12 protein-coding genes are annotated in these 13,852 nt (G+C 72.6%); 9 read left to right on the plus strand and 3 right to left on the minus strand.

Annotated features, from left to right (window positions below; translation table 11 throughout):
- Positions 1 to 142: 142 nt before the first annotated feature.
- From ACFY0D_RS32170 to ACFY0D_RS32180, 3 genes are all read left to right on the plus strand, one after another.
- On the plus strand, positions 143 to 1,093 hold the full coding sequence (locus ACFY0D_RS32170) for an alpha/beta fold hydrolase (protein ID WP_390801475.1): 951 nt from the start codon (positions 143 to 145) through the stop codon (positions 1,091 to 1,093).
- On the plus strand, positions 1,090 to 1,974 hold the full coding sequence (locus tag ACFY0D_RS32175) for an SDR family oxidoreductase (RefSeq protein ID WP_390801476.1): 885 nt from the start codon (positions 1,090 to 1,092) through the stop codon (positions 1,972 to 1,974). Before ACFY0D_RS32170 ends, ACFY0D_RS32175 begins: the two co-directional genes overlap by 4 nt.
- Before the next feature lie 76 nt (positions 1,975 to 2,050).
- The gene (locus ACFY0D_RS32180; RefSeq protein WP_314254379.1) at positions 2,051 to 2,230 is read left to right on the plus strand and encodes a hypothetical protein; all 180 of its coding nucleotides are present in this window, start codon (positions 2,051 to 2,053) and stop codon (positions 2,228 to 2,230) included.
- A gap of 96 nt (positions 2,231 to 2,326) precedes the next feature.
- On the opposite strand, the gene ACFY0D_RS32185 is transcribed toward ACFY0D_RS32180, so the two are convergent.
- Positions 2,327 to 5,608: a S41 family peptidase gene (locus tag ACFY0D_RS32185; protein WP_390801477.1), complete on the minus strand. Its 3,282-nt coding sequence runs from the start codon at positions 5,606 to 5,608 to the stop codon at positions 2,327 to 2,329.
- A gap of 152 nt (positions 5,609 to 5,760) precedes the next feature.
- Between ACFY0D_RS32185 and ACFY0D_RS32190 the strand changes: the two genes are divergently transcribed.
- Both ACFY0D_RS32190 and ACFY0D_RS32195 read left to right on the plus strand, forming a co-directional pair.
- Positions 5,761 to 6,351: a TetR/AcrR family transcriptional regulator gene (locus tag ACFY0D_RS32190; RefSeq protein WP_390801479.1), complete on the plus strand. Its 591-nt coding sequence runs from the start codon at positions 5,761 to 5,763 to the stop codon at positions 6,349 to 6,351.
- 130 nt (positions 6,352 to 6,481) lie between these two features.
- Positions 6,482 to 8,680, plus strand: a complete 2,199-nt coding sequence (locus ACFY0D_RS32195) for an MMPL family transporter (protein ID WP_390801480.1) — start codon at positions 6,482 to 6,484, stop codon at positions 8,678 to 8,680.
- A gap of 89 nt (positions 8,681 to 8,769) precedes the next feature.
- On the opposite strand, the gene ACFY0D_RS32200 is transcribed toward ACFY0D_RS32195, so the two are convergent.
- The gene (locus ACFY0D_RS32200) at positions 8,770 to 9,192 is read right to left on the minus strand and encodes an SsgA family sporulation/cell division regulator (RefSeq protein ID WP_390801481.1); all 423 of its coding nucleotides are present in this window, start codon (positions 9,190 to 9,192) and stop codon (positions 8,770 to 8,772) included.
- A gap of 170 nt (positions 9,193 to 9,362) precedes the next feature.
- Here ACFY0D_RS32200 and ACFY0D_RS32205 point away from each other — a divergent pair, with 170 nt between their 5' ends.
- From ACFY0D_RS32205 to ACFY0D_RS32220, 4 genes are all read left to right on the plus strand, one after another.
- A complete protein-coding gene (locus ACFY0D_RS32205) occupies positions 9,363 to 10,421 on the plus strand; it encodes an energy-coupling factor ABC transporter permease (protein WP_390801482.1) in 1,059 nt (352 codons plus the stop codon).
- A gap of 1 nt (position 10,422) precedes the next feature.
- Positions 10,423 to 11,184 (plus strand): cobalt ECF transporter T component CbiQ, encoded by a 762-nt coding sequence (gene cbiQ / locus ACFY0D_RS32210; protein ID WP_390801483.1) that lies wholly within the window; start codon positions 10,423 to 10,425, stop codon positions 11,182 to 11,184.
- The gene (locus ACFY0D_RS32215; protein WP_390801484.1) at positions 11,172 to 11,945 is read left to right on the plus strand and encodes an energy-coupling factor ABC transporter ATP-binding protein; all 774 of its coding nucleotides are present in this window, start codon (positions 11,172 to 11,174) and stop codon (positions 11,943 to 11,945) included. The genes cbiQ and ACFY0D_RS32215 overlap by 13 nt, the downstream gene beginning before the upstream one ends.
- 174 nt (positions 11,946 to 12,119) lie before the next feature.
- On the plus strand, positions 12,120 to 13,295 hold the full coding sequence (locus tag ACFY0D_RS32220; protein WP_390801485.1) for a serine hydrolase domain-containing protein: 1,176 nt from the start codon (positions 12,120 to 12,122) through the stop codon (positions 13,293 to 13,295).
- Here ACFY0D_RS32220 and ACFY0D_RS32225 read toward each other — a convergent pair.
- Positions 13,284 to 13,793, minus strand: coding sequence for a YbaK/EbsC family protein (locus ACFY0D_RS32225; RefSeq protein ID WP_390801486.1), 510 nt, complete (start codon positions 13,791 to 13,793; stop codon positions 13,284 to 13,286). The two genes, ACFY0D_RS32220 and ACFY0D_RS32225, sit on opposite strands and share 12 nt — an antisense overlap.
- Positions 13,794 to 13,852: the final 59 nt, after the last annotated feature.

The following is a 13,852-nucleotide window of genomic DNA, read 5'->3' on the forward strand; positions in this document are numbered from 1 at the left end:
GCGCCTCGAATGCCGGTGGGGCTGGAAGGGGCGCCTCAAACGCCGGTGGGGCTGGAAGGGGCGCCTCGAACGCCGGCGGGGCTGAAGAGGGCGCCTCGAATGCCGGCGGGGCTGGATTCGGCGAGACCGCGGAGGAAGTCGCGTGAGTCGGTTGATGCATGTCGTCTCCGGGCCCTACGCCCCGCCCGTCGCGCGGCGGGAGCTCGTCGCCGTTTCCGCCGACGGGGCCCGTCTGCACGTCGAGGTCCACGGGGACGAGGACGCGCCGGCCGTGGTGCTGGCCCACGGCTGGACCTGTTCCACCGCCTTCTGGGCCGCGCAGATCAGGGCCCTGGCCGCCACCCACCGGGTCGTCGCATACGACCAGCGCGGGCACGGGCGCAGCCCCGCCGCCGCCGGGGCAGCGGGGCACAGCACCACCGCGCTCGCCGACGACCTGGTGGCCGTCCTGGAGGCCACCCTCGTCCCCGGGGAGCGGGCGGTCGTCGCCGGGCATTCCATGGGCGGAATGACGATCATGGCGGCCGCGGGCCGGCCGGAGTTCGCCGAGCGGGCCGCGGCCGTGCTGCTGTGCAGCACCGGCAGTTCCCGGCTGGTCTCCGAGGCGCTGGTCCTGCCGGTGCGCGCCGGGCGCGTCCGGACCCGTGTCACCGGCGCGGTCCTCGGCTCCCGCGCCCCCCTCGGGCCGGTCACGCCGGTCGCCCGGAAGGTCCTCAAGTACGCCACCATGGGCCCCGGGTCCGCGCCCGACAAGGTCGAGGCGTGCGCCCGTATCGTCCACGCCTGCCCCACCGGGGTGCGGCACGCGTGGTCGCAGGTGCTGGCCGGCCTGGACCTCGACGCCGACGTGGCCCGCCTCACGGTGCCCACCGCCGTCATCGGCGGCACCGCCGACCGGCTCACCCCGATCGTGCACGCCCGCGGGCTCGCCGCCGCGCTGCCGAACTGCGTGGGCCTGACCGAGCTCACCGGCATGGGGCACATGACCCCGGTCGAGGCCCCCGAGGCCGTCACCGGCGTCCTGCGCGAGCTTGCCGGGCTGTACCTGGGCACCACCGATCTCGACACCACCGTGAAGGAGAAGACGCCGTGAGCGCTCGCAGGAGTCTGGAAGGCCAGGTCGCCGTCGTCACCGGCGCCGCCCGGGGGGTCGGCGAGCTGCTCGCGCGCAAGCTGTCGGCCCGCGGCGCGAAGATCGCGCTCGTCGGCCTGGAGCCGGAGGCCCTCAAGGAGGTCTCCGAGCGGCTGCACACCGACAGCGACCACTGGTACGCCGACGTCACCGACCACGAGGCCATGGCCCGGGTGGCCGAGGAGGTCAAGCAGCGCTTCGGCAAGGTGGACATCGTCGTCGCCAACGCGGGCGTGGCCGCCGGCGGGCCGTTCGCCGACTCGGACCCGGACGCCTGGCGCCGGGTGATCGAGGTCAACCTGATCGGCGGGGCCGTCACCGCCCGCGCCTTCCTGCCCGTACTGATGGAGAGCCGCGGCTACTTCCTCCAGATCGCCTCGCTCGCCGCGATCACCCCGGCGCCGATGATGACCGCCTACTGCGCCTCCAAGTCCGGGGTCGAGGCCTTCGCGCACTGCCTGCGCGCGGAGGTCGGGTACAAGGGGGTCAAGGTCGGCGTCGGTTACCTCTCCTGGACCGACACGGACATGGTGCGCGGCGCCGATCAGGACGAGGTCATGCGGGAGTTGAGGCAGCGGCTGCCGTGGCCGTCGAACCGTACGTACCCGCTGGGGCCGGCCGTCGACCGGATCGTCGCGGGCATCGAGCGGCGCTCGCCGCACGTGTACGCGCAGTGGTGGCTGCGCGGCATGCAGGGGGTGCGCGGCTACCTGCCGGGGATGATCGCGACGGTCGGGCAGCGCGAGATGAAGCGCTTCGAGCCGCGTCTGGGCGGTGTGTCCAAGGGGCTCGTCGGGGCCGGCGGGGCAGCGGACGAGAAGGCGCGCACACAGAGTCACTGATCGAAATGCGCCCTTTGTCCGCCCGTGCAAGTCTGGTCGAGGCCCAACCACCGACACCCCTCATGGAGTGAACAGCATGGGTATCAAGGACCAGTTCCAGGACAAGGCGCAGGAGCTCAAGGAGAAGGCCCAGAAGGGGCAGAAGCAGCCCGGCAAGGGCCCGCAGGACCCGAAGTCCCAGCGGACCCCGCAGCCGAAGGACTCGCCGCAGCGGTCGTTCGACGACATCCGGGACGAGCTCGACGACCGGACCTAGGCTTCTGGCCCGACCGTTACGGGCCCGCACGCAGCGCCGAGGGGCGCGATCCCCGCTGTTCCCGGGGATCGCGCCCCTCCCGCATGCCGTGCCCGCTCACTCCCTCGGCGGCAGCTTCGGACGGCGCCGGTCCGGTACGTCCGTGTAGCCGGGCGGCACCGCGGCCGGGTCCTGTTCCAGCAGTTCCAGCGCCAGGTGCACGGCGTCGTCCAGCTGGGCGTGGCGCCCCTCCGCCCAGTCGAGGGGGGTGCGCTGGATCTCCAGGTCCGGCTCCACGCCGTGGTTCTCCACCGACCAGCCGTACTCCGGGAACCAGGCGGCATTCATCGGCACCGTGATCACCGTGCCGTCCCCGAGGGTGTGGCGGCCGGTCATGCCGACCACCCCGCCCCAGGTGCGCAGGCCCACCACCGGGCCCAGGCCCAGCAGTTTGAAGGCCGCCGTGATCATGTCCCCGTCGGAGGAGGTCGCCTCGTCGGCCAGCGCCACGATCGGACCGCGGGGCGCGTTGGAGGCGTAACTGACCGGCTGCGCGTTGCGCGTCAGGTCCCAGCCGAGGATGGACCGGGTCAGCTTCTCCACCACCAGCTCGCTGATGTGCCCGCCCGCGTTGCCGCGTACGTCCACGATCAGCGCGGGCCGGGACATCTCCATCCGCAGGTCGCGGTTGAACTGCGCCCAGCCCGAGCCGCCCATGTCGGGGATGTGGAGGTAGCCGCACCGGCCGCCGCTGATCTCCCGGACCGCCTCGCGCCGTTTGGACACCCAGTCCTGGTAGCGCAGCGGCCGTTCGTCGATCAGCGGCACGATGGCGACCCGGCGGGCCCGGCCCTCGCCCGCCGCGGGCTGGAAGGTCAGCTCCACGGTGGTGCCGCCCGCCGCCGCCAGCAGCGGATAGGGCCCGGCGACCGGGTCCACCGGACGGCCGTCCACGTGCGTGAGCACCGCGCCCTCCCGGATGCCGGTGCCGGCCAGCGGGGAGCGGGCCTTGGAGTCCGAGGACTCGCCGGGCAGGATCCGGCTGACCACCCATTCCCCGTCCCGGGGGAAGAGGTTGGCGCCGAGCAGGCCGATCGCCCGCTGGTAGTGCGGGGGGCCTTCGTTGCGGCGTGCGGGAGAGACGTAGGCGTGCGAGGTGCCGAGTTCGCCGAGGACCTCGCGCAGCAGGTCGGCGAACTCGTCGGGCGAGGCGACCCGTTCGACCAGGGAGCGGTACTGGCTCAGGATCCCGTCCCAGTCGATGCCGCACATCTTCGGCTCCCAGAAGTACGCGCGGATGATCCGCCCGGCCTCCTCGTAGGCCTGGCGCCACTCGGCCGCCGGGTCCACCTCGTGCAGGATGCGCCGCAGGTCCAGATAGACGGTCGAGTCGCTGTCGCCCGACTCGGCCGCCGGGACCGCGCGCAGGTCGCCGTCGTCGTTGATCACGAGCCGGGTGCCGTCGCCGCTGACCGCGAACCAGTCCAGCCCCGAGGCCAGTTCGGTCTTGCGGGCCTTGGTGAGGTCGAAGTGCTCCAGCGTCGGCTTGCCGCTGATGTCGGCCGGGTTGGCGAAGGTCTCGCCGAGCGCGCCCGAGATGGGCCAGCGCAGCCACACCAGCCCGCCGCCGTGCACCGGATACAGGGCCGAGTACTTGGACGCGGTCACCGGGAACGGGGTGACGCGGCTCTCCAGCCCCTCCACCTCCACGGTCACGGCGCCGTCGGCCTCGCCCGAGTCGCCCTCCGCCAGGTCGAGTCCGCCGGCCGCGGGCCGGCCCTCGGCGGAGAGCGCGAAGGGGGAGGGGGTCGCGGAGTTCAGCGGCACCAGGTAGGGGCGGCAGCCCAGCGGGAAGGACAGGTCGCCGGTGTGCACGTCGTAGACCGGGTCGAAACCGCGCCAGGACAGGAACGCCAGGTAGCGCCCGTCCCGGGTGAAGACCGGATTCTCGTCCTCGAAGCGGCCGTTGGTGACGTCGACGACGGTGCGGGCGCCGGGGCCGGAGATCCGGGCCATCTTGATCTGCCGCAGCGAACGCCCGATGCCCGGGTGCGACCAGGTCAGCCAGGCCCCGTCGGGGGAGAAGGCGAGGTCGGTGACGGGGCCGTTGATGGACCGGATCAGCTCGGTGACCTCGCCGTTGGACTCCTCGGTGGCGTCGATGAGCAGCAGCCGGCCGTCGTTGGAGGCGATGGCGAGCCGCTCGCCGTCCGGGTCCGAGAGCAGCTCGGTGACCCGCCCCAGCTCGCCCGAGGCCAGCCGGCGCGGCTCCCGTTCCCCGGAGGCCCGCGGCAGGTAGCCGATCTCGATGGCGTCCTCGCCCTCGGCGTCCGTGATGTAGGCGACCTGCCCGCCGCTGCCGAGCATCTCCGGCAGCCGTACGCGTACGCCCGGGGTGTCGGCGATGGTGCGGGCCGGGCCGTCGCGGTGGGTCAGCCAGTAGAGGCTGCCGCGCACCACGACCGCGCTGGCGCGCCCGGTGGCGTCCACGGAGAGCGAGTCGACGTGGCTGGCGGCCGGCACCTGGTACGTACGCCGGCCCGCGCGCGGGCCGCCGAGGCGGACGTCGAGCTTGCGCGGGACGGCGTCCCGGTCCAGGGACTCGACCAGCCAGAGGTCGCCGGCGCACTGGTAGACGACGCGGGAGCCGTCGCTGGAGGCGTGCCGGGCGTAGAACTCCTCGTGGTCGGTGTGGCGGCGCAGATCGGTGCCGTCGGGCAGGCAGGAGTACAGGTTGCCGATGCCCTCGTGGTCGGAGAGGAAGGCGATCCTGCCGCCCACGAACATCGGGGAGTCGAGGTGGCCCTCGACCTCCTCCAGCAGCCGCTGTCCGTGCAGCCACAGCCGGCCGGTGGCCCCGCCGCGGTAGCGCTTCCAGGCGGCGGGCTCGTGCGGCGGCTTGCCGGTGAGCAGCAGGGAGTGCCGCTCGCCCTCTTCCGTGGCGTGCACCTGGATGTCGGAGACGGGCCCCCAGGGCAGGCGCCCGCCGGGGCTGCCGTCGGTCGGCAGGGTGTAGGCCCAGGCGAAGTAGGAGAAGGGCTGGCTGTGCGAGGACACGGCCAGGATGTCGCTGCGGCCGTCCTCGTCGGGCGGGGTCCAGCCGCAGACGCGGGTGTCGAGGGCGCCCCAGTGGCTCAGCTGGCGGGCGGGGCCGCCGTCGACGGGGGCGAGGTGGATCTCGGGGTCGAGGCTGCGCCAGGTGGTGAAGGCGATGTGCCTGCCGTCGGGGGAGAAGCGCGGGTGGCCGACGCGGGTCCGGTCGACGGTGATGCGCCAGGCCCGTCCGGGTGTCTGGCCGTCGGGGACCAGCGGGGCGACCCAGAGGTCGTCCTCGGTGGCGAAGCAGAGAAGGTCGTCGTGCAGGTGCGGGAACCGGAGGTACGCGACGTCGTGACTCACCCCCCAATGCTTTCCGCGTAGGGGGGCCCTGGCAACTCGTACAGGTGATCCATGCCACTCCCTCAAGCGAAACGGAACGGTTTCGTTTCGCTTGGGGTGGGGGTATCGTCTTAAGCGTACGGAACAGTTTCGCTTCGACGGGAGGCACGGACATGACCGAGGCGATGGCGGCCCGGCGTAGCCGGATCACCCCCGAGCGGCAGGCCGAACTGCACGAGGCGGTCCTCGACCTCCTGCGTGACGTCGGCTACGAGGCGCTGACCATGGACGCGGTCGCCGCCCGTACGAAGTCCAGCAAGGCCACCCTCTACCGCCAGTGGGGGAGCAAGCCGGAGCTGGTCGCCAAGGCCCTGCGCTGCACGCAGCCGGTCTCGCTGCGCGAGATCGACACGGGCAGCCTGCGCGGGGACTTCGCGCTCATGGTCGAGCACTCCGACGACGCGCAGATGGCCAAGGACACCGCGCTGATGCGGGGTCTGGCCCATGCCGTCCACGAGAGCCCGGAGCTGCACAAGGCCCTGCGCGACCTGCTGGTCGACCCGGAGATCAACGGTCTCCAGGCGATGCTGCAACGTGCGGTGGACCGGGGCGAGATCCGCCCGGACTGTCCCGCGCTCGACTTCGTACCGCACATGCTCATCGGGGCGTTCATCGCGCTCCCGCTGATCGAGGACCGCCCGGTGGACCGGGCCTTCCTCGGTGACTTCATCGACGCCGTGGTCTTCCCCGCCCTCGGCGTCTGATCCTCACTCCTCCCCGTCCCCGCACAGCCTCTTCGCTGTTCCTGACACGCCGCTCTCGTCGTCGGGCCGGCTCCTCATGCCCTGATCCGATCCGGATCCATCCCACGACCTGAACGGGAGAACCACCGACGTGGCTACCTTCCTCTACCGACTCGGCAGGGGCGCCTTCCGGCGTCGCGGCCTCGTCGCCCTCCTCTGGGTGGCGCTGCTGTTCGCGGCCGGCTTCGGCGCCGCCTCGGCGGGCGCGCCCACCTCCGGCTCGTTCTCGATACCCGGTTCGGAGGCCCAGAAGGCCTTCGACCTGCTGGACGAGCGCTTCCCGGGCATGGCCGCCGACGGCGCCACCGCCCGCATCGTCATCAAGGCCCCCGAGGGCGCCAAGGTCACCGACCCGGGCCCCAAGGCCGAGGTCCAGAAGATCGTCACCGGGCTGAAGACCGGCCCTGGAGCTGCGGAGATCTCCTCCGTCGCCGACCCGTACGAGGCCCAGGCCGTGAGCCAGGACGGCTCCACCGCCTACATCAGCGCCAAGTACACCGTCAGCGGCATGGAGCTGAAGGACGACACCCGCGAGGCGCTCAAGGTCTCCGGTGAGGGCGCCAAGGCCGCCGGGCTGAACGTCCAGATCGGTGGCGACGCCCTGATGGCGGCCCCCGAGACGGGCTCCGGCGAGATCATCGGCATCGCGGTCGCCGCGATCGTCCTCGTCATCACCTTCGGCTCGCTGATCGCCGCCGGTCTGCCGCTGCTGACCGCGATCATCGGCGTGGGCATCGGCGTCTCGTCCATCACCGCGCTCGCCAACGTGCTGGACCTCGGCAACACCACCGCCACCCTCGCGACGATGATCGGCCTCGCGGTCGGCATCGACTACGCCCTCTTCATCGTCTCCCGCTACCGCGTGGAGCTCGCCGAGGGCCGCGAGCGCGACGAGGCCGCGGGCCGCGCCGTCGGCACCGCCGGCTCCGCCGTCGTCTTCGCCGGTCTGACCGTGGTCATCGCCCTGGTGGGCCTGGCCGTCGTCAACCTCCCCATGTTGACCAAGATGGGCTTCGCGGCCGCGGGCACCGTGGTCATCGCCGTGCTCGTCGCGCTGACCCTGGTCCCGGCCATCCTCGCCTTCGCGGGCAAGAGGGTGCTGCCCGCGGGCGAGAAGAGCCGGCTGTTCGGCAAGGGCAAGCCGGCCGGCGCCGAGAAGAAGGCCAACGGCGGCACCCGCTGGGCCCGCTTCGTCCTGCGCCGCCCCGTCATGGTGCTGCTGGCCGGCGTGATCGGCCTCGGCGTCATCGCCATCCCGGCGAGCAAGCTGGAGATGGGCCTGCCGGACGACGGCGCCCAGCCGGTCTCCACCACCCAGCGCCAGGCGTACGACCTGCTGTCCGACGGCTTCGGCCCGGGCTTCAACGGCCCGCTGATGGTCGTCGTGGACGGGGACAAGGCACTGGCCGACTCCACCGTCGACCGGATCAAGGGCCTGGACGGCGTCGTCGCGGTCACCCCGCCGACCCTCAACAAGGCCGGCGACGCCGCGGTGATCACCGTGATCCCGAAGGACCGTCCGTCCTCCACGCAGACCGAGAGCCTGGTCCACGAGATCCGTGACGGCAGCGGGGACGACGTCCTCGTCACCGGCGCCACCGCGATGAACATCGACTTCTCGCAGAAGATGAACGACGCGCTGCTGCCCTACCTGGCACTCGTCGTCGGCCTCGCCTTCCTGCTGCTGATGCTGGTGTTCCGTTCGATCCTGGTCCCGCTGAAGGCGGCCCTCGGCTTCCTGCTCTCGGTCGTCGCCGCCCTCGGCGCCGTCGTCGCGGTCTTCCAGTGGGGCTGGCTCGGCTCGGTCTTCGGAGTGGAGCAGACCGGTCCGATCATGTCGATGATGCCGATCTTCATGGTGGGTGTCGTCTTCGGTCTGGCCATGGACTACGAGGTCTTCCTCGTCACCCGGATGCGTGAGGCGTACGTCCACGGCGAGCGCCCGGGCCAGGCCGTGGTGACCGGCTTCCAGTACAGCGCGCGGGTCGTCGTGGCCGCCGCCGTCATCATGATCGCGGTGTTCGCGGGCTTCATCGGGGCCAGCGAGCAGATGGTCAAGATGATCGGCTTCGGTCTGGCCGTCGCCGTCTTCTTCGACGCCTTCGTGGTCCGCATGGCCATCGTCCCCGCGGTGCTCGCCCTGCTCGGGCACAAGGCCTGGTGGCTGCCGAAGTGGCTGGACCGGCTGCTGCCGAACGTGGACGTGGAGGGCGAGAGCCTGCGCAAGCACCTGGAGTCCGCGCAGTCCCCGGAGGGCCCGGACAAGGACCGCGAGCTGGTCAACGCCTGACCCCGCCCGACCCGTCGGCCCCGCACCTGCCGACAGGACAGCCCGGCCCCGTACCGCCCGATCACCGGGCGGTACGGGGCCGGGCCCGGTTACGCCCGACGGGTGACGGCGGCCGCGGGGGCGTACGTACGCCGCAGGAACCGGCGCAGCGCGGCGATGTCGAACTGGACGACGGCGACGCCCTCGGGGGAGTGGAACTCGACGACCGCCTGGACGCGGCCGCAGGGCCAGATGCGTACGTCCCCGGTCCCGGTCGGGGCCTGGAGGCCCGCCTCCAGGAGCGCCCGGGGGAAGACCCACTCGTTGTCGGTGCCCTCGGGGGACAGGCCCGCGGGGAAGACGATCCGCACGGCCAGCGGTTCGTCGCCGGCGAAGCGCAGGGCGACCGGGATGGTCCGGTAGAGGGGATCGTCCGTGATGACGCGGGCACGGACCCGTTCCTCGACGGCGGTGGCGGTGGCCGTCGCGGTGCCGGTGGCGGTCGCTGGCGGATTCTCGGCGGTTGCTGACATCGACAAGACTCCTCGAAATCAGAACATTTGCGTCCTTTTGTCCCGTCCAGCCTCGCACATTCCCACGAAAGCGCGCGGTTCTATTTGTGATGCGTCCGCTCTTGCCAACGATTTGCAACTGGGCACTATGGTTGAACAGCTAAAGACTGAGTAAGAAGCGGAGCCACTCCATGCATGTGCCCGACGGATTCATCAACGCACCCGTCTCGGTGGCCGCCGGAGTGGTGGCCGCCGCCGCGGTGGCCGTCAGCCTCCGCGGCGCCCGGCGCGAACTCGACGAGCGCACCGCGCCGCTCGCCGGACTCGTCGCCGCCTTCATCTTCGCCGTCCAGATGCTGAACTTCCCGGTCGCGGCCGGCACCAGCGGCCATCTGCTGGGCGGGGCGCTCGCCGCGATACTCGTCGGCCCCTACACCGGCGTGCTGTGCGTGTCCGTCGTCCTGCTCATGCAGGGCATCCTCTTCGCCGACGGCGGGCTGACCGCCCTCGGGGTGAACGTCACCGTCATGGGCGTCGTCACCGTCGTCGTCGCCTACGCGATCTTCCGCGGCCTGCTCGGGATCCTGCCGCCCACCCGCCGCTCGGTCACCGTGGCCGCCTTCACCGGCGCCCTGCTCTCGGTGCCCGCCGCGGCCGCGGCCTTCACCGCCGTCTACGCCATCGGTGGCACCACCGACGTGCCCATCGGCAAGGTGATCACCGCCATGGTCGGCGTGCACGTGCTCATCGGCATCGGCGAGGCCGCCATCACCGCCGCCACCGTGGGCGCCGTGATCGCCGTACGCCCCGACCTGGTGCACGGGGCCCGCGGGCTGGCCTCGCCCCTGAAGCTGCGCGTCGACGGCGCGCTCGTCGACGCCCCGGCCCCGGCCGCCGCGCCCGTCGCCGCCGGCGCCGGATCCACGAAGAAGGTGTGGGCGACCGGCCTGGTCACCGCCCTCGTGCTCGCCGGCTTCGTCTCCTTCTACGCCTCCGCCAACCCCGACGGCCTGGAGAAGGTCGCCGCGGACAAGGGGATCGACGAGAAGGTCGAGGAGCACGCCGCGGCGAACTCCCCGCTCGCCGACTACAGCGTCAAGGACGTCGACGACGCCCGCCTGTCCGGCGGTCTCGCCGGGGTCATCGGCGTCGGCGTGACCGTCGTCGCCGGCACCGGGATCTTCTGGGCCGTGCGCCGCCGCCGGACCGAAGACCTCACCGCCACCTCCACCACCGTCTCGGCAGGCTGACATGGGGGCCGGCCACGCCCACAAGCTCTACCGCCACGGCCACTCGCCGGTCCACGCCCTGCCCGCGCACTGCAAGCTCGCCGCGACCCTGGCCTTTGTCGTGGTCGTCGTGTCCACACCGCGCGAGGCGGTGTGGGCCTTCGGTCTGTACGCCGCCCTCCTCGTGGCGGTGGCCGCCGTCGCCCGGATCCCGGCCGGCTTCCTGCTCCGGCGCCTGCTGATCGAGGTGCCCTTCGTCGCCTTCGCCGTGCTCATGCCCTTCGTGGCCGAGGGCGAGCGGGTGCAGGTGCTCGGCATGTCGCTCAGCGTCTCGGGCCTCTGGGGCGCCTGGAACGTCCTCGCCAAGGGAACCCTCGGCGTGGCCGCGTCCGTCCTGCTCGCCTCGACGACCGAGCTGCGGGCCCTGCTGCTGGGCCTGCAGCGGCTGAAGCTGCCGCCGCTGCTCGTCCAGATCGCCTCCTTCATGATCCGCTACGGCGACGTGATCAGCGACGAGCTGCGCCGGATGTCCATCGCCCGCCGCTCCCGCGGCTTCGAGGCGAGCGGAATCCGGCACTGGGGGGTGCTGGCCAAGACCGCCGGCGCGCTGTTCATCCGCTCCTACGAGCGCGGCGAGCGGGTCTACCTCGCGATGGTCAGCCGTGGCTACGCCGGTTCGATGCCGGTGATCGACGAGGTCGTGGCCACGCGCGCCCAGTGGGCATACGCGGCCGTACTCCCGGTGACGGCGCTCGCCGTCTGTCTGATGGGATGGACCCTGTGACCAGTACCCCCTCCCTCGAAGTCGCCGGCCTCGCCTATGCCTACCCGGACGGCCACCAGGCCCTCTTCGGGGTGGACCTGACCGTCGGGCAGGGCGAGCGGGTCGCCCTGCTCGGACCCAACGGCGCCGGCAAGACCACCCTGGTCCTGCACCTCAACGGCATCCTCACCGGCGGGGTCGGCACCGTGGCCGTCGCCGGGCTGCCGGTGGAGAAGCGGAACCTCGCCGAGATCCGCCGCCGGGTCGGGATCGTCTTCCAGGACCCCGACGACCAGCTGTTCATGCCGACCGTCCGCGAGGACGTGGCCTTCGGCCCGGCAGCGGCCGGAATGCGGGGCGCCGAGCTGGAGGAGCGGGTCCGGGAGGCCCTGGACCAGGTCGGGATGGCGGACTTCGCCGACCGGCCGCCGCACCACCTGTCCTTCGGCCAGCGCCGCCGCGTCGCGGTGGCGACCGTCCTGGCCATGCGGCCCGACATCCTGGTCCTGGACGAGCCCTCGTCCAACCTGGACCCCGCTTCGCGCCGCGAGCTCGCGGACATCCTGCGCTCCCTGGACGTCACCGTGCTGATGGTGACGCACGACCTGCCGTACGCGCTGGAACTGTGCCCGCGCTCGGTGATCCTCAGCGAGGGGGTCATCGCGGCGGACGGCCGCACGCAGGAGCTCCTGTGCGACGACAAACTGATGCGGGCCCACCGGCTGGAGCTCCCGTTCGGCTTCGACCCGCGCACGCCCCTTCTGACGCGCCCCTCGCGCTGATCGGCGCCGGGGCGCCTCCCAGGCTTCGAGCCGCTGCGTCGGACTCCGTCCGCCGGGCGGGGGCCGGGCCCCGGTGAGCCGCTCCGGGGCGACCCGGGAAGCAGGGCCGTCCGGCAGGCGTTGCACTGTGGCGTAGGCGCCGTCGGGGCGCCACAGCAGGTGCTGGGAGTAGACGTGGATGTCCACGGGACGGTGGCGGAGGGCTTCGAGCCCGTCAGAGACGCGTTCCTACGCAACTTCGAGGTGCTCGGGGACCGGGGAGCTGCCGTCGCCGTCTACCGGGCCGGCCACAAGGTCGTCGACCTGTGGGGCGGCACCCGCGACGCGGAGGGCACCGAGCCCTGGACCGAGGGCACCGCGCAGATCGTCCGCTCCGCCACCAAGGGCGTGGCGGCCGCCGTACCGCTGCTGCTGCACCAGCGCGGACTGCTGGACCTGGACGCGCCCGTGGGCTCGTACTGGCCGGAGTTCAAGTCGGGCGGCAAGGAGCGGATCCTGGTCCGCGACGTGCTCGCGCACCGCGCGGGCATACCGGCGCTGGACCGGGGACTGAGCGCCGCCGAGGCCGCCGACGGGGTGTCCGGGGCGCGCGCGGTCGCCGCACAGCAGCCCTTCTGGGAGCCGGGCACCGAGCACGGCTACCACGCGCAGACCTACAGCTGGCTGGTGTCCGAGCTGGTGCTGCGGGCGACCGGCCGCACGGTCGGCTCGGTCCTCGCGGAGGAGATCGCCGAACCGCTGGGGCTGGAGTTCTGGATCGGCCTGCCGGAGACCGAGACCCACCGGGTGGGCCGGGTGGCGCCGGTCGAGCCGCCCGAGAGCGCGGGCATGCTGCGGACCCGGCCGCGGCGCAACGTCTCCGAGGCCTACGCCGACCCCCACTCCCTCACCCGCCGCGCCTTCGCGGCCATCGAACCGCTGCCCGACGAGAACGCCCCCGCCTACCGGGCCGCCGAGCTCCCCGCCTCGAACGGCATCGGGACGGCCCGCGCCCTGGCCCGTTTCTACGGGGCCACCATCGGCGTGGTCGAGGACGGCGCGCGGATCTTCACCCCGGCCACCACCGAGCTGGCCGCCCGGGAGCACTCCGCCGGACCGGACCGGGTCCTGGTCGTCAACACCCGCTTCGGCGCCGGCTACATGCTGCACGGCCCGGCCTCCCCGCTGCTCTCGCCGGCCTCCTTCGGCCACCCCGGCCGCGGTGGGTCCCTGGGCTTCGCGGACCCGGAGGCGGGCATCGGCTTCGGCTACGTCACCAACGCCCTGGCCAAGTCGGTCACCGCGGATCCCCGGGCGCAGGCCCTGGTCCGGGCCCTGAAGTCGGCCCTGTCAGCCCCGTCAGCCCTCTGAGGCCTGCGCGTCGGTGTGCGCGTCAGCCTGCTCGCGCACATCGGCCAGCGTGGCCCCCGCGTACGAGATGAGCTCCTCCGGGGCCATCGGGAACACCGTGGTCGGGGTACCGGCCGCCGCCCAGATCTCCTCGTGGGCCAGCAGCGACCGGTCGGCCAGCACCCGGGTACGCGTGCGGTGCCCGAAGGGAGGGACCCCGCCGATCGCGTAGCCCGTGGTCTCCCGGACCAGGGCGGCATCGGCCCGCGTCACCTTCCCGGCGCCGAGCTCGCGGCGTACGGCGTCCACGTCCACCCGTGAGGCCCCGTCCATGAGGACCAGCACCGGGACCCCGTCCGCCGAGAAGACCAGCGACTTGACGATCTGGCTCAGCTCGCAGCCGATCGCGGCCGCCGCGTCGGCGGCCGTACGGGTCCCTTCGGGAAAGCTCCGGACGGTGAGGTCGAGGCCCAGCTCGGCAAGGGCCTCGGCGAACAGGGGATGCGTGGACGTCGTCATGCCGCGACGGTAACGCCGCCCGGCGCGGCGGCACGACCGATTCCGGCCCGAGCCGGTCG

The organism is Streptomyces sp. NPDC001502, assembly GCF_042894785.1.
In the GTDB taxonomy this organism is placed as follows: Bacteria; Actinomycetota; Actinomycetes; order Streptomycetales; family Streptomycetaceae; genus Streptomyces; species Streptomyces kutzneri.

Coding starts and splice junctions, on each gene's coding strand:
- ACFY0D_RS32180 (WP_314254379.1), top strand. CDS start 2,051: ATGGGTATCAAGGACCAGTTCCAGGACAAGGCGCAGGAGCTCAAGGAG.
- ACFY0D_RS32190 (WP_390801479.1), top strand. CDS start 5,761: ATGACCGAGGCGATGGCGGCCCGGCGTAGCCGGATCACCCCCGAGCGG.
- ACFY0D_RS32200 (WP_390801481.1), bottom strand. CDS start 9,192: ATGTCAGCAACCGCCGAGAATCCGCCAGCGACCGCCACCGGCACCGCG.
- ACFY0D_RS32205 (WP_390801482.1), top strand. CDS start 9,363: ATGCATGTGCCCGACGGATTCATCAACGCACCCGTCTCGGTGGCCGCC.
- cbiQ (WP_390801483.1), top strand. CDS start 10,423: ATGGGGGCCGGCCACGCCCACAAGCTCTACCGCCACGGCCACTCGCCG.
- ACFY0D_RS32215 (WP_390801484.1), top strand. CDS start 11,172: ATGGACCCTGTGACCAGTACCCCCTCCCTCGAAGTCGCCGGCCTCGCC.
- ACFY0D_RS32225 (WP_390801486.1), bottom strand. CDS start 13,793: ATGACGACGTCCACGCATCCCCTGTTCGCCGAGGCCCTTGCCGAGCTG.